Origin of the sequence: Mesorhizobium sp. M0437 (assembly GCF_040321335.1) — a bacterium.
Classification (GTDB): Bacteria; Pseudomonadota; Alphaproteobacteria; order Rhizobiales; family Rhizobiaceae; genus Mesorhizobium.
In genome coordinates this window covers 15,549-34,520 of the sequence record NZ_JAMYRK010000034.1, presented here as the reverse complement: position 1 = coordinate 34,520, position 18,972 = coordinate 15,549, and the positions used below count along the sequence as shown (strand labels likewise).

The 18,972-nt window shown below is 59.7% G+C and carries 17 protein-coding genes and 1 pseudogene; 12 read left to right on the top strand and 6 right to left on the bottom strand.

Going from position 1 to position 18,972, the window contains the following annotated elements; translation table 11 throughout:
* Nucleotides 1–2: 2 nt before the first annotated feature.
* From NKI72_RS20870 to NKI72_RS20855, 4 genes are all read right to left on the bottom strand, one after another.
* Nucleotides 3–878, bottom strand: coding sequence for an Evf family palmitoylated virulence factor (locus tag NKI72_RS20870; RefSeq protein WP_352850711.1), 876 nt, complete (start codon nt 876–878; stop codon nt 3–5).
* 138 nt (nt 879–1,016) lie between these two features.
* Nucleotides 1,017–1,712: a helix-turn-helix domain-containing protein gene (locus NKI72_RS20865; protein ID WP_352451774.1), complete on the bottom strand. Its 696-nt coding sequence runs from the start codon at nt 1,710–1,712 to the stop codon at nt 1,017–1,019.
* Nucleotides 1,713–2,002: 290 nt separating this feature from the next.
* Nucleotides 2,003–2,935 (bottom strand): LysR family transcriptional regulator, encoded by a 933-nt coding sequence (locus tag NKI72_RS20860; protein WP_352850749.1) that lies wholly within the window; start codon nt 2,933–2,935, stop codon nt 2,003–2,005.
* A 235-nt stretch (nt 2,936–3,170) separates the two neighbouring features.
* Nucleotides 3,171–4,550 carry an alpha,alpha-trehalose-phosphate synthase (UDP-forming) gene (locus tag NKI72_RS20855; RefSeq protein ID WP_352706706.1) on the bottom strand — a complete coding sequence of 460 codons (1,380 nt, stop codon included), beginning with the start codon at nt 4,548–4,550 and terminating at the stop codon, nt 3,171–3,173.
* 569 nt (nt 4,551–5,119) lie between these two features.
* On the opposite strand from NKI72_RS20855, the gene NKI72_RS20850 reads away from it, so the two are divergent.
* Both NKI72_RS20850 and NKI72_RS20845 read left to right on the top strand, forming a co-directional pair.
* Nucleotides 5,120–5,839, top strand: coding sequence for a winged helix-turn-helix domain-containing protein (locus tag NKI72_RS20850; RefSeq protein WP_352785518.1), 720 nt, complete (start codon nt 5,120–5,122; stop codon nt 5,837–5,839).
* 175 nt (nt 5,840–6,014) lie between these two features.
* Complete coding sequence (locus NKI72_RS20845) at nt 6,015–6,239, top strand: hypothetical protein (RefSeq protein ID WP_023722452.1); 225 nt, start codon at nt 6,015–6,017, stop codon at nt 6,237–6,239.
* A gap of 1,391 nt (nt 6,240–7,630) precedes the next feature.
* Here NKI72_RS20845 and NKI72_RS20840 read toward each other — a convergent pair.
* A complete protein-coding gene (locus tag NKI72_RS20840) occupies nt 7,631–8,626 on the bottom strand; it encodes a LysR substrate-binding domain-containing protein (protein ID WP_023722450.1) in 996 nt (331 codons plus the stop codon).
* Between the two features lie 161 nt (nt 8,627–8,787).
* On the opposite strand from NKI72_RS20840, the gene NKI72_RS20835 reads away from it, so the two are divergent.
* The 9 genes and pseudogenes from NKI72_RS20835 (at nt 8,788) to NKI72_RS20795 (ending at nt 17,944) form a co-directional block, all read left to right on the top strand.
* Nucleotides 8,788–10,251, top strand: a complete 1,464-nt coding sequence (locus NKI72_RS20835; RefSeq protein WP_352786285.1) for an ATP-binding cassette domain-containing protein — start codon at nt 8,788–8,790, stop codon at nt 10,249–10,251.
* A complete protein-coding gene (locus tag NKI72_RS20830) occupies nt 10,248–11,252 on the top strand; it encodes an ABC transporter permease (protein WP_352850709.1) in 1,005 nt (334 codons plus the stop codon). Before NKI72_RS20835 ends, NKI72_RS20830 begins: the two co-directional genes overlap by 4 nt.
* Before the next feature lie 28 nt (nt 11,253–11,280).
* On the top strand, nt 11,281–12,237 hold the full coding sequence (locus NKI72_RS20825; RefSeq protein WP_502908978.1) for a substrate-binding domain-containing protein: 957 nt from the start codon (nt 11,281–11,283) through the stop codon (nt 12,235–12,237).
* A gap of 63 nt (nt 12,238–12,300) precedes the next feature.
* Complete coding sequence (locus NKI72_RS20820; protein WP_352850705.1) at nt 12,301–13,194, top strand: amidohydrolase family protein; 894 nt, start codon at nt 12,301–12,303, stop codon at nt 13,192–13,194.
* A gap of 35 nt (nt 13,195–13,229) precedes the next feature.
* Entirely contained in the window at nt 13,230–13,982 is a 753-nt protein-coding gene (locus tag NKI72_RS20815) for an SDR family NAD(P)-dependent oxidoreductase (RefSeq protein ID WP_352850703.1), read from the top strand.
* 19 nt (nt 13,983–14,001) lie between these two features.
* A complete protein-coding gene (locus NKI72_RS20810; protein WP_352453734.1) occupies nt 14,002–14,841 on the top strand; it encodes a transketolase in 840 nt (279 codons plus the stop codon).
* A complete protein-coding gene (locus NKI72_RS20805; protein WP_502906380.1) occupies nt 14,838–15,860 on the top strand; it encodes a transketolase family protein in 1,023 nt (340 codons plus the stop codon). Before NKI72_RS20810 ends, NKI72_RS20805 begins: the two co-directional genes overlap by 4 nt.
* A 433-nt stretch (nt 15,861–16,293) precedes the next feature.
* Nucleotides 16,294–16,440: pseudogene (locus NKI72_RS20800) on the top strand (IS5/IS1182 family transposase); the annotation flags it as partial.
* A gap of 1,150 nt (nt 16,441–17,590) precedes the next feature.
* Nucleotides 17,591–17,944, top strand: a complete 354-nt coding sequence (locus NKI72_RS20795) for a hypothetical protein (protein ID WP_352850701.1) — start codon at nt 17,591–17,593, stop codon at nt 17,942–17,944.
* On the opposite strand, the gene NKI72_RS20790 is transcribed toward NKI72_RS20795, so the two are convergent.
* Complete coding sequence (locus tag NKI72_RS20790) at nt 17,938–18,312, bottom strand: DUF2285 domain-containing protein (protein WP_352850699.1); 375 nt, start codon at nt 18,310–18,312, stop codon at nt 17,938–17,940. The genes NKI72_RS20795 and NKI72_RS20790 overlap by 7 nt on opposite strands.
* Nucleotides 18,313–18,530: 218 nt before the next feature.
* On the opposite strand from NKI72_RS20790, the gene NKI72_RS20785 reads away from it, so the two are divergent.
* Nucleotides 18,531–18,812, top strand: a complete 282-nt coding sequence (locus tag NKI72_RS20785; protein ID WP_023722439.1) for a hypothetical protein — start codon at nt 18,531–18,533, stop codon at nt 18,810–18,812.
* The last annotated feature ends 160 nt before the right edge of the window (nt 18,813–18,972 follow it).

Below are 18,972 nucleotides of genomic sequence, written 5' to 3'. Positions count from 1 at the left end.
GATCAGACCTGCGGCTTGATGTCTTGTTGCGGCGTCGAGCCACCGTTGAAAAAGTTCTTGGCCTTCTTGAACTGGTCGGTGGAGTTCTTATTCACAAGCTCCTGGAAGTTTTCGTGATCGGGGCCGCCTTTGCGGATCCGACGGGTCTGAACGAGATTGGTGACCTCGGCATAGTCCATGTCGACGCGGACGTAGTGGGTCGACGAACAAGAGGATTTCAGCTCGAGGAAGTGCTCTTTGAACTCGATCTGCCGCAGAACGATTGCTCCGTAGTCGTAATATCCGCCTGCCCCATTATCGAGAAGGTAGCTCTGGTAGGTGCATGTCAGCGCCTTGTATCGCTGCGCCTTGCCGTTTGCACTGAAGGTGAGATTCCCCATTTCTGTAAGGAAGGACTGGAAATCCAGCAGCAACGATGCCCCGTCGGTAATGATCGCCTTGGCAATCAGCGAGAGGAAAGTAGCTGAGACCGACGTCCCGGCCACCTTTTTTGAAAAACTCTTCAGTTTTTGCCTGCCCACAGAGAGATCTGGAATGTTGCCAACAACATCGGCCCATGTGTTGATATCAAGCTTCTGTGCATCGATGTTCGCATAATGGGTATGCATGTAGTCGTTAGTAATTCCTCCTATTGCCAGTAGATTGTCCTGATTCTCATTGAGGGTGCCGCTGTACGTCGGATCTTCGGTTTTTTGGCCGATGAGGTGAAACTGCACTGTCCCTTGAGCGTTGGCGATCGTGTCGTCACTGGGGGGCGCAGCATCTAACTGGGCCAAAACAAGGGGCTTGGCGTAGAAAAATGCGGACGCCGCCTCATAGTGTTCTTTGGAATAGCGCTGTTCATACTCTTGAACATTCACTGAAAATGCGTTCGACATGCTTTATCCTCCTGCTGTGAGACATGAGCGTTGGTCGAGAGCTTAAGGTGCCCAAAGCGCGGAAACGCCTCGGAGATGAGATGATCTTTGCGTGCCCGCGTCGCCTTATACCAATTCGCTCCGGCCCCCACCTTTGCGTTAGACAGGCTTTTCTCTGCGCCGTATCATTTTGCGATAGCGCAGTGGCGAGAGGCCATGAAACGCCTTGAAGGCTGTGGAGAAGTTGTTGCTGTTCTCGTAGCTGAAGGATTCGGCGACCTTGGCGATGCTTTCATGCCCGTTACGCAACCGGTCAGCAGCCTCCGTCATCCGGTAGCGCCGTAGCCAAGTCATTGGCCCGCAGCCAAACGATGTCTCGAAACGGGTGGTGAGCGTTGTCCTGTTGGTCCCTACCATTCGCGCCAATTCGACGCGGGTGATCTGCTGATCGACCCGCTGCGCCAGCAGACTGCATGAATTCTGAACGATCGGATCGGCTGAGAAGAAAGGCGGGGTAGAACGCTGCGCGAACTGAACGATGCAGGCGGTAAGTCTGCGCAGAACTTCCTGCTCGGTGAGCGGCCACAACAGGTAATCGGAATACCCGTTGGAGAAGACCGCTTGTCGATCCAGGCTCTCTTCCAGAACCAGAGCCAGTTTGACAGGTTCGGGCGAGAGCTTCGCACGCCCGTGCTTGTCGTGAATCGGTTCGCGACAATCGACGATGACGATCTGCGCGGAGCGCCCTGCCCGCAATAAACGGTGATCAAGGATATCGATCTGCCTCAGAGAACTCGCGATTAGTGCCAAGGACTTGCATGCTTCGGGGTCCGAGCCAAGATATGCTGCCAGCATGCAGGCACCTCACAGACACCATGGGAAGCTGGCCTGTGGAAGGCTTGGCGCGGCCGAATGGCGGTCGACGAGAGGCGGTTTTTGGCCTGTATATAGATGGCTGGGCGTATGATACCTTCTCGTCTGGCCCTGTTGCCTCGCTTCAAATTGTCGAAACCGGCACGGTTTCAATGCGCTGGCACAGCAGAGCCAGCTTCCCCTCCCAACGGGCGAGCAGGGCAATAAACCTTTTCCGTCATATCCTGACGATAGCCCCGGATTCGGATCACGTTTCTTGCCTAGGCGACTCATCAGTCACTTGCCTTCCCAGTTGGGATATTTTGCTCTGTTCCCGCCGCCGCGGCGACGGCGATCTCGTGGCGCAGCCAACGATGCTCCGGGTCGCGATGGGAACGCTCGTGCCAAATCAGCGCGACTTCATAGGGTGTCAATTGCACAGGCGGATCCATGATCGCTAGCGGCAGCAAGGCGGCGATCCTGGTCGCGACGCGGCGTGGTATAATCAACAGCAGATCGGTCGCCGCGATCGCCAACGCGGCCGTCAAGATGTTGGAAACCAACACCGGATCGCGACCCTGGAGATCTAACTTGACCAGTTCGTCATGCACCCGGCCGAAGCCGTCTTTGGAGTCCAAGGCAATGGCTGCGTGGCGCAAGGCCGCGAAGCTCTCGATTGTCCATTCCCGCGCCAGGGCTGGATGGTCGTGGCGCAGCAGGCAGGCAAACCGGTCGGAGTAGAGGCTGCGCCTCAAGTATCCGGGCGGCGAGGCGCTAATCTGCCCTATAGCCAAATCGATCTCGCCTAGCTCAAGCCGCCGCATCGCGCCGGAGAGAAGCGGATCGATGACGACGTCCAGATGAGGCGCGTGCTGGCGCAGCCGGGGCAGGAGCCGCGGCAGCAGGACCAGTCCTTGATGATCGGGCATCGCCATTATCGCCTTCGATCGCCAATTGGCTTGGGCAAGACTGCCGTTCACTATCCCGCGGATCGCATCCAGCACCGGCGGCAGCATTCGGCTCAAGCGTTGGGCCTGCGGGGTCGGAACCAGGCCCATGGAGCCGCGAACCAAAAGATCGTCGTTGAAAATGCCACGCAGCCTCCTCAACGCTCGGCTCATCGAGGGCTGGCTCAAGCCCACGTGTCGAGCCGCATGCGTGACGTTGCGGTGTTCCAGCAGCGCTTCGAGAGCAAACAGCAAGTTCAGGTCAATCGACGCCAGCATTTGCCGCTGCCGTGTGGCGCGAGGTTCCGCGACAAACGGCTGCGCCCGCTTTTTTGAAGTTTCGCGACTGCAAGCGAGCTCATCCACGGCCTTCTCCTCTTGTCTTAGTAAGCGGTGTGCTCGCGCTAAGCGTCAGCACATTCGGCATCGCTCAGCGAGGCCGAAATGCTGCCTGATTCACTTGGTCGCGGTCAGCCTCATGCTGGCGAAGCTAGGCCAAGGAACGCGGCAAAGCTCAGCGCTGATCCAGGCCTAACAGAAAGTCGTCGCACCAGCGATAGACGTTGTATTCGCGGAGCCGGCCGATCATCGCACGCCAACGATCGATCCGCTCATCTAACTGCATGTCCAGGGCTTCTTCGATGGCCCTCGCCGTCGCTTCCGGATCGTAGGGATTGACGAGGATCGCTCCGCCTAGCTCTCTGGCTGCGCCGGCAAAACGCGAAAGCACGAGAACACCTGGATTCTGTGGGTCCTGTGCGGCGACATATTCCTTGGCTACAAGGTTCATGCCGTCGCGGAGCGGCGTGACCAGGCCGACGCGTGCCATGCGGTATAGACCGGCGAGCTCGCTGGGTCCAACGGACCGGTTGATGTAGTGAACGGGCATCCAATGGATCGTTCCGAGTTCGCCATCAACGCGCCCCACCCGCTCGGCGACGTCCTTTTGCATCGCCAGATATGCCGGTATTTCCGTGCGGGATTTCGGTGTGATCTGCAGCAGTTGCGTCTTGCCGATGCGGTGGTCGTTGCTCCGCAGGAAGCGGTCAAACGCGACGATGCGCTTCTCGATGCCCTTCGAATAGTCGAGGCGGTCGACGCCGATCGCGACTTTACAACCGGGAATCCTCTGAGAGGGCTCCTGCAGAGTCTCGCTGCGCGCCGCCTGCTCGGCCAGTCGTTCGAACTCGGCCGTGTCGATGCCGATCGGAAAAACGCCGCAGCGAAACACACGTCCATAGGCTTGGCACACACCGTTTGTGATGGGGTCCGGTAACCCCTGACGGCGCAAGCATTCGGCGAAGTTACTAAGATCGTCATCGGTATGAAAGCCGACGAGGTCATAGCACGAAAGCCCGCGTAGCAAATCATCATAGTGCGGTACGGTGAAGAGGATGTCCGCCGCCGGCCACGGAATGTGCAGGAAGAAGCCGATCTTATTGCCGCAGCCGAGGTTCCGCAGTTCTTTCGCAAGCGGGATCAGGTGATAGTCGTGCACCCATATGACGTCGTCGTCGCTGATGAGCGGCTGCAACAGCTTTGCAAACAGTCGGTTGACGCGCTGATATCCGGACATTCGTGCTTCGGAATACTCGGCGAGGTCGACTCGGCAGTGGAAAACCGGCCAAAGAACCCGGTTGGCAAAGCCGTAGTAATAGTCGTCCAAATCTGTCTGCGAGAGATCGGTAAGCGCATAATTGATCCCGCCGGCCTCCCGGCGTGAGATCGGCCCTGACGGGTCCTCCCCGGCTTTCACCTTCCCCGACCAGCCCATCCATAGGCCGTGCCTTCGCCGGAGCGCAGCGCTCAGCGCAATCGCCATCCCGCCTGGCGGCGGGGAACCATGCTCGTCGGGCAGCGAAACCCTGTTTGAGACTACGACCAGTCTACTCATCTCCACTCTCCTGCTCTCGGACATCCCGCCGTTCATGAAAGCTCCGCCCCCTGAGCGATCTGCACAATAAGACATGCAAGTTCAAAAGAAAGGATAGCATGGGTCTAGAAAGGAGATTGGAATTAGATAAAAGGTTTGGCATCAGGAGTTTCCTGTAGACGGTGGAATTAACATCAAGGCGAGTTCTGCGTCTGATCAATAAATCTCGACGAATCCATACGAATGTCAACTTTTCAGCGATTTAAATTGAAACAAAACTGAACTGAATTGGAGCCGCCGGGAGAGGAAGTTGGGTGCAAAAGCGCTCCAGTGATGGTGCCAGAGGACCGGAGCGATACGAATCTCAGCGGGGATAAACCCGGTCTGCCGAACGAGTGGTCGCAGAGGACGGACAATCCATCAAAAACTAGCAGGCTTTGGGGGCACTGTTGCGCAGCAGGAACTCCGCATAGGACCTATTTGTCTGCGCTATTCCGCAATACGCCTGATGAAGATTGTCCCACCTGCTGAGCGTCACTAATTTGACTACCGTCCCCGGCAGCCCAAGCTGCAGTCAACAGGAAGTGACCATGAAGAACATCCTCATTGTCGGTCAGGACGCGTCGACGAGAGAACCGCTTATGGGCTTCTTGTCTAAGCATGAGTTTAACATCAGAGCGGTCGAAAACCGCCAGCAGGCCGCCAGCAATATGGCTTCTGAAGCGATTGATCTAGCAATTGTCGACCTGAGCTACGGCCGAGAGGACGGTTTGCAGTTCGTTCGAGATTTCGCTGCCAAGAGGGATCTTCCGATCATCATCGTCAGCGGTGACTACGTAGATGAGGCCGACAAGGTGGTTGGCCTCGAAACCGGCGCCCGCGATTACATCACCAAGCCCTTCGGGCTTACGGAGTTCCACGCCCGCGTGCGCGCCGCTATGCGCCAGCGGCCGGAGCGTGACCGAAATACCATCTACCATTTCGATGACTGGCGAGTTAGCACCAAGCGTCGGAGCTTGCGCCGAGGAACGGATCCTGACGTCAAGCTCACCGCCGGCGAGTTCAACCTCCTGATGGCCTTTCTCAAGAACCCAGGTCGGGTCCTTTCACGTGAGCAGCTTCTGATGGCGACCCGTGTCTATGATCAGGAGGTCTACTACCGCAGCATCGATGTTCTTATCGTCCGCCTTCGCCGTAAGCTGGGGCAGGACAAGGCGCCGCGCCCGCGGTATATCCGCACCGAGCGGGGCGCGGGGTATATTTTCGACAGTGTCGTGAATATTGAGGAACTAAGGACGCGCCGTGGTTGATGGACGGCCAAGATCGCGCGGGAAGCGAACGTGACCCAGCACCACTGCAGGCGCTTCAGAATATCACGAATAGGGTCAGGCTTTGCCTTCATAGGAATGGCTCCAGCCACCTGGGCACCTCGTACTACCGGCGTTTCGCGGACCGGTAGGGCCGCGCTGATTTCTGCGTGGACTGATGACGGCGATCGCTTCGGAGTTGGTTGTTGAGATTGCCGATTTTGGCATCGCGGTGGCGGTTTGCGCCGCCTTCGTCGTCATGCGGGCGCAGTTCGCCCCTGGTGCCATACGGGCGGGTGAGATTGTAGGCGAGATTGGCCATGCCGATCTTGGTCTGGCCCGCCCGATGCCGATCGTGCCCACGAACAAGAACTCGCGAGCAGCGGCTGTGGCGGCGACGTAACCTTCGGCCTTGCCGATCGCTTTACCAGTCGCCTTCGCCTGTACCATCAGACCGGCATATTCGCGCGAGGCATCCAGGTCGCAAGCCAAGACGCGATTTCAAATAAGGGGCCTCTCGCGGCGCCGACAAGGTTTCGGAATTTTCCGCTCCTCGCAGGTCGGTAGTGGCTGTTGCATACGTGCAACTCAAGCGCGAAGAGTTATCTCAAGGGCAACACTATTCTTGAATTCGGCGGTCAGAATGCGAGTAATCAACCAAACTCGCCCGATCGAGTCTTCTCGCTACGGGCCACCAATCAACCTGGGACGCCCCTGTGAGTGCCGATACCATTGCTGGCGCAGTGAGCCGGGAGAGCCTCTCTTTCCCATACCTCCGCATTAAACCCGAGACCACTGTGCCAGCCCAGCGCCCTCCGCCGGCTGGCAGCAAGATGACGGCTGCCAAACGATGGGGCTCCGTGCTCTAAAGATAGAAAATGACGTTTGGCCTACTGCACACCGGGATTTTGCCTGTGATCGCTGCCACAAGCCATCGGTGGTCTTGGTGGTGACGAAACCGCATGCGTATGTTTGCCCGCTGTGTCTAGACGGCGATCCTGCCGAGCAAACTGAGCGTTTTGACTAACATTCTCGGCAAGCTTAGAAGGAGTGGTTCGCTCGATAACAACAAACCCCGAAAATACCTCGCTCATTGTCCGGGCCACGCGCTATCTGGATCGTGGAATTTCGTTTCATGAAGAAAACAGCGGCAGTTTTTAATGAGAGATGAAGTAACCGATCTTTTAACTGAGTTGGCCCTTTGGGCGAATGTGGTGATGAAATCGGAAAGGGGCGATAGAATTAAAATTTGCGCCGCCTACGACGCCGGTCTGCAGCTAATCGCTGAGCGTACTACGCCCGGGTCTCCGCCCCGACCGGGCATTGAAGCTTGCATCCTGCAGCATGAGAAACTGAAGGCTGCCGAAGACATCAGCTGCGTAGGTTGGATACTGGCCGCGATCGCCACGCGTGTTGGGGAACGAGATCTTCCGAAATGGGAGGAAGCTCAGAAGGTCATTGGCGCCACGGTTCGGTTGCTTAGTCGCTACCGTCAAACTCGCGTTCATTGAAGCCATGGCCGCGTCGGCGGAATGGCATTACAATGCTGTCGAGCATTCCCTGTAGCGTTGCACGGACGATGACGCCGGTAATTTACGGCTGTATGAACTGAGTGCCTCCGTCTCCGGCTGCGTCAGAAAACAGGTAAGTCAGTCGTTGTCGGGTTGGAAAAGAGGAAGGTCGCTGGAAAAGCGGGGCCAACCCATTCGCTTGCACACAGCCTGGGTTTTGCCAGCTCCTCAACCGCAACGTGCTGTCAATCTTCGTCTTGCCATGTCTTGAACGCCGAACTGTTCACGCCATTGGCGCCGCTTTGTCATCCCGTGCCCCGAAATGAGGCCGTCGTTCGAACGATATGCGCAGTTGCTTATCCGCCAGAAACCGGCGAGCCAGATCGGTGTCGCGCTTACCCACGCGTGACACCCAGTCCGAAAACAGGCGAACCGCGCGCCGGTTCATATGCCGCGAAGGACAGACCAGCCAGTATCCCGGAAACTCGATGACCTCGAACTCTATCGAGACCGGAACCAGAGAACCCGACACCAGGTCCTCGAATGCGATGGATGTGCTTTCCAGGACCACACCTGCACCGTCCTTCGCCAGTTGAACCGACATTGACGAACGGTCGAAACGATAGGGATACGTCATGCGGGCGCCCTGGATACCGTTGCACGGCAGCCAATAATCCCACCGGAAATAGGCCTTCACACTGTCGATCAACCGCGCATGGCGAAGCTGCTCGCGCGGATCCGGTGAGATCGCGCGCAGTTCGGCAAGATAGGAAGGCGAGCACATCGGCAGGATCAGATCGTTGACGACGCAATCCGAATAAAGGCCGGCCCAGCCGCCGTCGCCATAACGAAGATCGAGATCGATGACCTCCGTTTCGAAATCCGAGAAATTGGGCGTGGCGTCGACGCGCAAATTCCAGCTCGGATAGCCCTTGCTGAACTCGGCCAACCGCGGCGCCAGCCATTTCTCGCCGAAGGAAGGACTGACGCGCAGGCTAAGCTGGAAGCTTTCGCGCTGCCGCACAATGGCATTACGCACCTCGCGTATGGATTCGAAAGCCTGGGTCGTGGTCTGGAAGAGCCGCTCACCGTCGATCGTGAGCGAGAGATGGCGCTTTTCGCGCTGAAAAAGCCGCACCCCGAGTTGGTGTTCGAGCAGCCGCAGCTGCTGGCTAACCGCCGAAGGTGTCACCTGCAATTCCTGAGCGGCCTTTGCCACGCCGCCGAGCCGCGCGACTGCCTCGAAATGCGTCATCGAATTGAACTTGATGTCTGACATCGTCCTCGTCAGTTAAGCTCAGCTACACAGAATATTAAGAAACGAGAATTGAGCCTAATGTCAATCGGTCGCATCATCCTATGGTCTCGGGAGGAGATACAGAATGGAACCGGGTGCAGCCCAAAGCTTGGGTAGTGCCGGCAGTTGGACAGGCATCGACCATGAAGCCCCTGATCGAGGCTTCCAATGTTAAGAAGAACTACGGCGCAACACGGGTCCTTCGGGGCGTGAGTTTTCAGGTCCGGCCTGGCGAAATCCACGCGCTCCTGGGCGGCAACGGCGCCGGCAAAAGCACCCTGATCCGCATCATCACCGGGCTGATCTCACGCGATGCCGGCGATATTAGCTTCGCCTCGTCGAAGGCCGGCCACACCAGGCCGATCATCGCGGTGGTGCATCAGGAGCTGGCGCTATTGCCCGAGCTGTCGGTCGCGGAAAACATCGGCATCGTCCATGCAAAGGCGGGCTGGTCGCAGATCAGCCGTCGCTGCATGCGGGAAATCGCGCTTGGTGCGCTCCGCCTGATCGACCCCGCGATCGGCGAAGAGATCATCGATCGGCCGGCACGCAAATTGTCCCTCCACGAAGGCCAGATCGTCGAGATCGCCCGCGCACTTTCGACTGGAGCGGAAGTGCTGCTTCTCGATGAGCCTACCGCGAACCTGACAGCCGCCGAGACGGTCAAACTCTTCTCGGTGCTAAAGCGGCTGGTGCGAGAAGAAGGCATCGGTATCGTCTTTGTTTCTCACCGTATGCGCGAAATCCGCGCGCTCTGCGATGTCTGCACGATCTTGCGCGATGGCGTCACGATCGCGAATGCCACGCCCCTGGCCTCGCTCAGCGACGCGGACATCATCCAGCAGATGGGCCAACACGCGCAGCGTCCAGCAACCCACCGCAAACCGCAAAGGGGCCTCCCCCAGAGCCCACCGATCGAGCTGCTGGGCCCAAACAACGTCAGGATCGCAATTTCGTCCGGCACCATCCTGGGACTGGCCGGCGCACCGGCGGGCCCGACCGGCCTCATTGCTCCCCTGGTGGGCGCCGGACCGGGGGCTGGCTGGCGCCTTTCGGGCGGGGGCTTTGGGGACCGTTTCTCGTCCCCAGTGGCAGCGGCGCGGGCCGGTATCGGCTTTGTTTCGGGCGACCGCGCAACCAAAGGGATCCTTTCGCAGCTGCCCATCGTCGATAACGTGCTTGCAGCACGCAGGGTTCGCGAGAGGCGGCGGATCGTAGCCGCAGCCGAGCGGCAGGAATGTCGTGATCTCGTTTCGGCGCTGAAGTTGAAAGCCAGCTCGATCTGGGACCTGCCGGCCTCGTTGTCCGGCGGCAACCAGCAGAAGCTTCTCGTCGCACGGTGGCTTGGGCTGCCGCTCCGGATGGTGGTGCTGGAAGAGCCGACGCGTGGCGTCGACATCGGCACCAAGCATGACATTTACGGTTTGATCCGGGAGATGGCCGACGCTGGCGCGATCATCATCTGGTGGTCGACCGAGAACGTCGAACTGCTCGAGCTTTGCGACGCCATTTTCGCCTTTGACACCGATGGGCGGCCAAAGGGCTTTCTGCCTGAAGAGCACTTCACCGAGGAGGGGCTCGCCGAACTGACGGGGATGGCGGCATGACCGACGCAACCGACGGCACCACCACGACGAAAAAACTCCGGACCACCACGTCGCGCGTCCCAGTAGTTCTTTTGTCCTACCGCACGGAAGCCGCGATTGCCGCTGCGATCGTCGTCCTGCTGCTGGCCGTCGGCATGTTGGTGCCCGCAGCACTCAGCATGGGCAATGTGCAAAACATCATCCAGGCCGCCGCGCCTCTCATAATCATGTCGCTCGGTGTTTTGCTGGTCGTCATTACCGGCGGAATCGATCTTTCGGTCGGTTCAGTCTTTTCCCTGACCGGAATGGTGACCGCGTTGGCGATGGCCAATGGCGGTGACGGACTGACCGCGAGTGCTGCCGGCCTGGCGGTCGGCCTTGTGTTCGGCTCGATCAATGGCCTTCTGGTCACGGTCGTCGGGCTCGCGCCTTTCGTCGTCACGCTCATCACCTACGCGGTGGCGGGCAGCCTTGCCTTCATCGTCACCAATGGGCGTTCGATGCCGATCGGCGCCCCGGATTTCTGGCTCCTGAATTCGGGCGAGATCATCCCAGGCATCCCGAACCATCTTCTGTTCTGCATCATCCTGATGGTCCTGCTGGAATACGCCTTGCGCAAGGTCGTCCTTGGACGCTGGTTCTACGCCGTCGGCTCATCGGCAATTGCCGCCCGGCTGCTCGGCATTCCGGTTCTGCGCATTAAGTTCGCGGCCTATGTCGCTTCGGGCCTGCTCGCCTCTTTCGCCGGGCTGTTGACGGTAAGCTACATCCTCAACGCCGAAGCCACTGCCGGCGCCAGCCTGATGCTGCAGGCAATCGCCGCCGTCGTCATTGGCGGGGCCAGCCTCTTTGGCGGAACCGGGAGCGCGATCGGCGCCGTGATGGGCGCGCTGATGATCACCTGTATCCAGAACGGCGTGAACCTCATTGGCGTGAACAGCTTCTGGCAAGGCTCGGTCACCGGCGCTGCAATCCTGCTCGCGGTTCTGATCGACCGCTTCAGCAATAACAACCGCATCTAGATCATCAACGGGAGGAACCAAGATGAAAATGAAGACAATCCTGCTTGCAGCATTGGCGGCGTCCGGCCTGTCCAGCGCATCATATGCTGAAGACAAGAAGACCGTCGCTTATATCGCCCCATCGCTGGATATCTCCTACTGGCAATGGGTCGGCTACGGCGTGAAGGAGAAGGCCAACGAGCTTGGCATGGACTATGTCGAGTACACGTCGGAGAATTCGCCCGCCAAGCAGATGGACAATGCCAGGACCGCCGTCACCAAAGGTGTCTCGGCCATTGTGATCGGCCCCGTTAGCTCGACATCGACACCGCCGCTGCTCGATTATCTGGCGAAGCAGAAAGTACCGATCGCGTTCGCCGGCATCGGGCCGCAGCCGGGCCTCACCAACTACACATCCTCGGTCACGGCGAACAACTATGAGACCGGCAAGGCGCAGGGGAAATTCACCTGCGAGCTTGCCAAGGAGCGTGGCGGCAACAAGGTTGGCATGCTGTCGCTGCCGCAGGACCGGGAGAATGCACAGAAATACCTCAAGGGCGCCAAGGAGGCGTTTGCCGCCGACGGCTGCGACCTCGTCCAGATGCTGGAAACGCGGGGTCTGACGATCAACGAGGCCGTCACCCAGGCAAACGACCTCTTGACCGCCAATCCCGACATCAAGGCCATCTACGGCATGTATGACGAAGCCGGCACCGGCGCCGCCAAGGTGGTCGAGACCCGGGGCCTCACCGGCAAGATCGGCATCACCGTGGCCGACGGCTCGCCGACCACGATCGCGCTGCTCAAGAAGGGAGCGCTCCAGGGCATCTTCTTCCAGGAGGCAGTAGGCCAAGGCATCGACGGAACTCAACAGGTCTACAACGCACTGACGGGCGCGGCGGTGACCCAGGATCTGGCCTTGGTCATGCCTCTTGTTACGGCCGACAAGGTTGATAGTCCCGAGGCCAAGAAGGTCATCGCCCGCGTCTTTCCCCCGAGCAACTGACCGCCACCCAATGGACCCGCCGGCTTGGCCGGCGGTCTAGACCTCAAGCAAGGAATCCCGACCGTGGCCGAGCTGCCGTTCATCGATCCGCACCATCATTTGTGGGATCTGGAGACCAATTTTTATCCGTGGCTGACCGACGGGGTTAAGCCGTCAGCCTTCGGTGACTACGAGGCGATCCGAAAAAGTTACCTTCTCGAGGACTATCTTGAGGACGGCAAGAACCAGAACCTCGTAAAATCGGTGCACCTGGATGTGGGGTTCGATCCCAGCGATCCGGTTGGGGAGACGCGCTGGCTGCAGGAGATCGCCGACAAGCGGGGGTTTCCGCATGGGATCGTCGGCTATGCCGACCTGTCTAGACCCGATGTTGGCGAGCTCCTCGACCGCCACATGGAACATCAGAACTTCCGCGGCATTCGGCAGTCGATGAACTACCATCCCGACGCCGCTAAGACATATCAGGCGCGGCCGGAGGTGAGCCGGACACCCGAATGGCGGCGTGGTTTCCGGGAGCTGGCGAAGCGACGGCTGAGCTTCGACCTGCAGCTCTACTATCCCCAGATGGGCGAGTTCCTCGAACTCGCGCGCGACTTTCCCGACGTCCAGATCATTCTCAATCACACCGGCATGCAGGTCGACGGCGCCGAGCATTTTGGCGCCTGGAAAAAAGGCATGCACCAGTTGGCGCAAGCGCCGAACGTCGCCTGCAAAATCTCGGGCCTCGGCATGGGCGACTGGACTTGGACCACGGCCTCGATTCGTCCTTATGTCGAGGAGGCGATCGCAGCCTTCGGCGTCGGCCGCTCGATGTTCGCGACGAACTTCCCCGTCGACAAGCTGTTCTCGAGCTTCGACGCCATTTTGAACGCCTTCAAGGAAATTACGATCGCCTACCCGCACGAGGAGCGGCTCGCGCTGTTCCATGACAACGCTGCCCGGTTCTACCGACTTTAGATCACCGGCAAACAGAAATAGCAGGAGAGTTCGACATGTTGCTGAAGGGCAAGGCCGTGGTGATTTCAGGGGCCGCGAGCCCTCGGGGGATAGGCCGCTCCACGGCAACGCTGATGGCGGAGCAAGGCGCGCGCATTGCTATTCTTGACCTCGATGAGCAACAGGCCCGTGACGCCGCCGAGTCGCTTGGGCCCGAGCACATTGGCCTCGCCTGTAACGTCGCCGACCTCGATGCGTGCAAGAGGGCTGCTGCCGAAGTGGCCGAAGCCTTCGGCAAGGTCGACGTGCTGTGCAACATTGCCGGGATCACGCAGCCCGCAAAGACACTGGATATCGGCGCGGCTGACTGGGACCGCATCCTCGATGTCAACCTACGCGGCGTGCTCCATCTCAGCCAGGCATTCATCCCGAACATGCGCGAAAATGGCGGCGGCTCGATCATCTGCATGTCGTCGGTTTCGGCCCAGCGCGGCGGCGGCATCTTCGGTGGCCCGCACTATTCGGCTGCCAAGGCGGGTGTTCTGGGGCTTGCCAAGGCCATGGCGCGCGAATTCGGTCCCGAAGGCATCCGCGTCAACTGTGTCACACCGGGCCTGATCCAGACCGACATCACCGGCGGCAAACTGACCGAAGCCATGCGCGCCGACATCATCAAGGGAATCCCGCTCAGCCGGCTGGGGGATGCGCGCGACGTCGCTGGCGCCTATCTCTTTTTGGCGTCCGATCTGGCCAGCTACATCACCGGCGCCGTGATCGACGTCAACGGTGGGATGCTGATCCATGGCTGAGAGGATAACGGATCTTGAGATGCCTCGCGCTGGCAGCAATGTCAGCCTGGCCGAACGAGCCTATCGTATCCGCCGACATGCCGTGCGAATGGGCCAAGTCCAGGGCCAAGGTTATGTCGGACAGGCGCTGGGTGTCGCCGACGTGCTTGCCGTCGCCTATTTCCATGCGCTTCGCTACCGGCCGGAGGACACGTTGTGGGAGGGACGCGACCGCTTCCTGCTGTCGATCGGACACTATGCGATCGCGCTCTACGCGGCTCTGATCGAAGCGGGCGTGCTGCCGGAGGAAGAGCTCGAAACCTATGGCAGCGATGAAAGCCGTATGCCGATGTCGGGCATGGCGCCATACACGCCCGGCATGGAGATCACCGGCGGCTCGCTCGGTCACGGCCTTGGCATTGCCGTTGGCATGTGCATGGGGCTGACGCGCAAGCGAAGCGACAGTTTCGTCTACAATCTTTTGTCCGACGGCGAGCTCGGTGAGGGCTCGACCTGGGAAGCCGCGATGTCGGCCGCCCACCACAAGCTCGACAATCTCATTGCCATTGTCGACTTCAACAATCAGCAGGCCGATGGTCCGTCGACGGCCATGCTCTCCTCCGAACCGGTGACCGACAAGTTCGAGGCGTTCGGCTGGCATGCGCAGCGCGTCGACGGCAACGACATCGAGGCGGTCCGCAAGGCCTTCGACATGGCGCGCGGCCTGAAGGAACCTCGTCCGCGTGTGATCGTTTGCGATACGCGCATGGCCAAGGGTGTGCCATTCCTGGAAACCCGCGACATCACGCATTTCATCCGCGTCGAACCGCACGAATGGACGTTAGCGCTCGAAGCTTTGGAAAAGGGACGTCCGCGTTGAGGTTGTCAAAGTTCGCGCCGCGCCACGCCGCCAATGCCGGTGAGCGCAAGACCACATCGGCGATGATCGCGTCGATCGCGCCCGATGGCGTACCGACACGCAATGCGCCGTTCGGGCACACACTGGCCAGACTGGCGCACCAGCGGCCCGGGATCGTCGGAATGACGGCAGACCTCGCGAAATACACCGATCTCCATGTCTTCGCACAGGAGCATCCGGACCGCTTCTATCAGATGGGCATGGCGGAGCAGGTGCTGATGAGCGCCGCCGCCGGCCTGGCGCGGGAGGGCTTCACGCCCTTCGCGACGACCTATGCCGTCTTCGCATCGAGGCGGGCCTACGATTTCATCTGCATGGCGATCGCCGAGGAGAAACTCAATGTGAAGATCGTCTGCGCCTTACCGGGGCTGACGACCGGCTACGGCCCCAGCCACCAGGCGACGGAGGACATCGCGATCTTCCGCGGGATGCCGAACCTGACGATCATCGACCCTTGCGACGCGCTCGACATCGAACAGGCCACGGAGGCGATCGCGGACTACAACGGGCCGGTCTACATGCGGCTTTTGCGCGGCAAGGTCCCTGTCGTGCTCGACGAGTACGATTACACATTCCAAATCGGCAAGGCACGCCTGTTGCGCGAGGGTGAGGATGTGCTGTTCATTTCCAGCGGCCTGATGACCATGCGCGCGCTGGAGGCGGCGAAGGCGCTTGAAGCCGACAGGATCGGCTGCGCCGTTCTGCACGTTCCGACGATCAAGCCTCTGGACACGGAGACGATACTTGCCGCGGCGCGCCGTCCGGGACGGCTAATGATAGTGACCGAGAACCACACCATCATCGGCGGGCTGGGCGAAGGTGTCGCCGCGCTGCTGATGCGGGAGGGAGTTGCCCCAGTCTTTCGGCAGATCGCCCTGCCCGACGAGTTCCTCGACGCTGGCGCGCTGCCGACGCTTCACGATCGCTACGGGATCTCAACTTCCGAGCTCGTGCGCCGCGTCCGCATTTGGAGCGAATGAGAAGTAAGAGCTCTCCCCATGCAACAGTTGAGCCATCGACTTGAACTGTGAGCTGGCTAACCCCGCCGCGGTTGTCGCGCTCGTCACAGCGTTGTGGACTAAGGACCTGGGCTTCCCTGATGCCTGTCAATCGGGCACATCCTGCGCGGCACTGATTGAGCACCGGCCTCCTGTTCAGATGCGGCTGGACGAGCTGTCTTCCAGTGGTAAGGAGAGAACTTCCTAGGATCTTGAACACACATCGAGGGCATTCGAGGACTTGGTGTCAGGCCCCCTGGTGCCGGTCTCCCGCGAGTTCGACGTAAGCAAGTTTCGGGATGTTGGCTCGTCTGTCCTTCGCGGCATATGGACCGGCGCGCGGCTCGCCTGTTCTCGGAACGGGTGTCACGGCACCGGTTTGGTCGAAGGTTGGTGGCGCGAAGCGAAAGAAGCTGGCCGCAACTACCTCGCCCGCCAGCAGGGCGACGCCGTCCTGGCCCCCGCCGGATACAACTTCTCGCTCCTGCTCCGGTGGCGGAAGGCTCTTTTGGGGCTACTCATCGCCGCCCTCAAAAGTCAGCCGAAGGAGCTCGAAGCCTGACGGCCGATTACGGACATCTGCTGTTCGAGCAGGCAATCCCGAGCGACAACGGTGTCGTTGACGAACTGCGGCCTCATTTCGAGTCCGCCCATCTCGACGCACGGGAAGTGTATCATCGTACATCAGGATCGACTTCCATCTGCGCCAACGGGCCCAGACTCCGGTATCATGCAGAGGTGGAAAGCTCATCTTCGGTCTGGCTCGCGATCCGGCTCGCGTTCGTGAGATTTCCCTGCGCCACCGGTCGCCGGGCTGAAGCGTCAGGATATCGGCGAAGACGCGGCATTCTTGAGCGTCCAGCTTGGGCGCGAGCCAAAGAGTAAATTCGGATCGCAGCAATGTTACGATCGCAAGCGGTGACACTCGGTCCGTAGGCCCAACTTTGATCAATCGCGGCCGGGCGCCAATCTCTCACCGCAGGTCCCCGAGTGCGCGCATGCAGTGCCTCCCAGCATTTGTCGGCCGGCGAGCAACGAATTTGCCCTGCAGTTGATGACATTTAGCTGGCCAATCTGCTTGCGGTGATCGATGCGGGGGCAGCATTGTTGGGGTTTGCACGGAATCCGCGTCGCACTGAGCCGGCATCAGCCGCCCCGATCTCGCCCAGCAACAAGGACAGGCCGCACCTAACCCAAGGCCACCGAAGCGGCACGGACGTTCAGTCGATGTTTACCATTCGCTATTATCTTTCGCGAAGCGGCAAGGTTCTGAGTACCGCGCAAGTCAAAGGGCCTGCTCCAGACAATGGGGCGGGCCTTTTTGCGTCACTTTGGAGAACGGACTCCAACGAATTGCCGGTTACCTGAAAAATAGGCCCCAGGCTGTGAAACGTCGAACGTGGCCGGGTTGTTGGTGCATCCGCAATCGGTTGGAAGGCAGGCCCCATTCTCGCGATACTCTGCCAGCGTCAGGGCTGGGCCAGCGGTAGGTTAGGGCGTCACGACCCGCAACATGGCGGCGTCATAGACGAACGAAACACGATTTCGTCCATGTTGTTTCGCTTCAAAAAGGCACCGTCCGGCAGTGCGAAGGACGTCCTGAGCATCTGCATTGGGAGAAATTTCCGCGCCTCCAATGCTGACAGTCACTTTCACCCATGAGAGCGCGTTTAATTAAGTTGGGGTCAATTCGTGGCAGCAGGGTTCGTGCTATGAAGAAGGGACCGGTTCCCAACCGCGGCGAGGCACTTGCCTTCATCAGTGCCAGTCTCAAAGAACTGGAGGCACTGCGCGGCGGGTCTCGTGTATTGTCGCGTCGACTGACCAGTGCGCTTGATGCGCATGGTGGATGCGGTGGCTTCACCTGGGTGACCGCGAGCCCCATCGATGTTTCCTGGTCCAGGGAACCAAAACCTTTAACCGGTGCGAAGAAAAGGCATGACGTCGGCGCGAAAAAACAGCCGGACGGTCACTCCCTCCGCCAGATGCCCTTGATTTCATTAACCCTTTTGTCGGTATCTTCTTGCGGCCCCAATTTCGGCCCTAACGGACAGACTCGTCAGTGAGTCGTGGGGCTCGGGAACAGGAACTTGTACCCTTCCTTGAGAATCCACCGGGCGCGGGCGAGATGAGTTTCCCAGGCTCGGTGCGCCCGCTTCGGTTCCTTCTCGGGATCGATATGCAGCACAGTCCTGGCAACCACGCGCCAATCCTCGTCGTCATAGGCGGCGTCCAGCAGCCACATATACATGGCGACGCGTTTATTGTCGTATGGGGTGAGGTAGGGCTCGCTTGGCGCTTCGTCTGCGACCTCGGGATCCGGAAGCGGGCTGACCACTACGCCGCCTTCTTCGGGGTCGCCGATGACGCGCGCCGGCAGATACGCTGGAGCCGGAGGCGGCAGCAAAAAATTGTTGTCAGCTGCAGTGCTCATGGGCGCAATATACATTGCGAATAGTGCCCATTCAACGCTGCGATCAAGATGGACGCGGCACGAGTCTTGCATGGCGCTCAACACGGCGAAGACCAAAGAAAACCGCGTGCGCTCCCTCGGCCATATCAATCGATTTTATCCGACGTGTCACATCCGCGTGATCTAGCGACACCTAATTAAAGCGGCTAAGGGGGACCGTGGTTTGGGGAAAAATTCTTATGAACAGCCAAAAAGACGCAGAGCGTATCCGGGCCGAAATGTCGATCGCACAGGCGATTTACGACGCCATTTGCGAGATGAACGGATCTTCGTACAGGCAAGACAAAGTACCTTTGCGGTGGGATACTTCGTCAGGCACACCGTTGAGCCTGATGAGTATTGACGGCTTTTTCGAATTGCGGGAACTGGCCCGGCGGATAGCGTCGAAGATCGACACGCCTGCGCTCATCAGTCTCAAAAGCCACACCGCGCAGCCGTCGAAAAAGATTGACTTCCACTAGGGTAGATTTGCCATCGCCGTGAAAAGGTTGCTCGAGATCACGTCGAGGATGGCATCCACCTGGCCCGTGGCGCGGTTGTCGCGCTGGTCGACGCCATCCGCGCCTGCGAGGTCGGTGACGCTTGCGCCGGCCCAAGCACGCGCGCATTCTGCCCCGAACC

Excerpts from the sequence above, each read along its gene's own strand:
- NKI72_RS20845 (WP_023722452.1), top strand. The coding sequence starts at position 6,015 with ATGACGGCGATCGCTTCGGAGTTGGTTGTTGAGATTGCCGATTTTGGC.
- NKI72_RS20810 (WP_352453734.1), top strand. The coding sequence starts at position 14,002 with ATGCCTCGCGCTGGCAGCAATGTCAGCCTGGCCGAACGAGCCTATCGT.
- NKI72_RS20870 (WP_352850711.1), bottom strand. The coding sequence starts at position 878 with ATGTCGAACGCATTTTCAGTGAATGTTCAAGAGTATGAACAGCGCTAT.
- NKI72_RS20835 (WP_352786285.1), top strand. The coding sequence starts at position 8,788 with ATGAAGCCCCTGATCGAGGCTTCCAATGTTAAGAAGAACTACGGCGCA.
- NKI72_RS20830 (WP_352850709.1), top strand. The coding sequence starts at position 10,248 with ATGACCGACGCAACCGACGGCACCACCACGACGAAAAAACTCCGGACC.
- NKI72_RS20825 (WP_502908978.1), top strand. The coding sequence starts at position 11,281 with ATGAAGACAATCCTGCTTGCAGCATTGGCGGCGTCCGGCCTGTCCAGC.
- NKI72_RS20785 (WP_023722439.1), top strand. The coding sequence starts at position 18,531 with ATGAACAGCCAAAAAGACGCAGAGCGTATCCGGGCCGAAATGTCGATC.
- NKI72_RS20865 (WP_352451774.1), bottom strand. The coding sequence starts at position 1,712 with ATGCTGGCAGCATATCTTGGCTCGGACCCCGAAGCATGCAAGTCCTTG.
- NKI72_RS20790 (WP_352850699.1), bottom strand. The coding sequence starts at position 18,312 with ATGAGCACTGCAGCTGACAACAATTTTTTGCTGCCGCCTCCGGCTCCA.
- NKI72_RS20860 (WP_352850749.1), bottom strand. The coding sequence starts at position 2,935 with ATGCTGGCGTCGATTGACCTGAACTTGCTGTTTGCTCTCGAAGCGCTG.
- NKI72_RS20795 (WP_352850701.1), top strand. The coding sequence starts at position 17,591 with ATGAAGAAGGGACCGGTTCCCAACCGCGGCGAGGCACTTGCCTTCATC.
- NKI72_RS20840 (WP_023722450.1), bottom strand. The coding sequence starts at position 8,626 with ATGTCAGACATCAAGTTCAATTCGATGACGCATTTCGAGGCAGTCGCG.
- NKI72_RS20815 (WP_352850703.1), top strand. The coding sequence starts at position 13,230 with ATGTTGCTGAAGGGCAAGGCCGTGGTGATTTCAGGGGCCGCGAGCCCT.
- NKI72_RS20850 (WP_352785518.1), top strand. The coding sequence starts at position 5,120 with ATGAAGAACATCCTCATTGTCGGTCAGGACGCGTCGACGAGAGAACCG.
- NKI72_RS20855 (WP_352706706.1), bottom strand. The coding sequence starts at position 4,550 with ATGAGTAGACTGGTCGTAGTCTCAAACAGGGTTTCGCTGCCCGACGAG.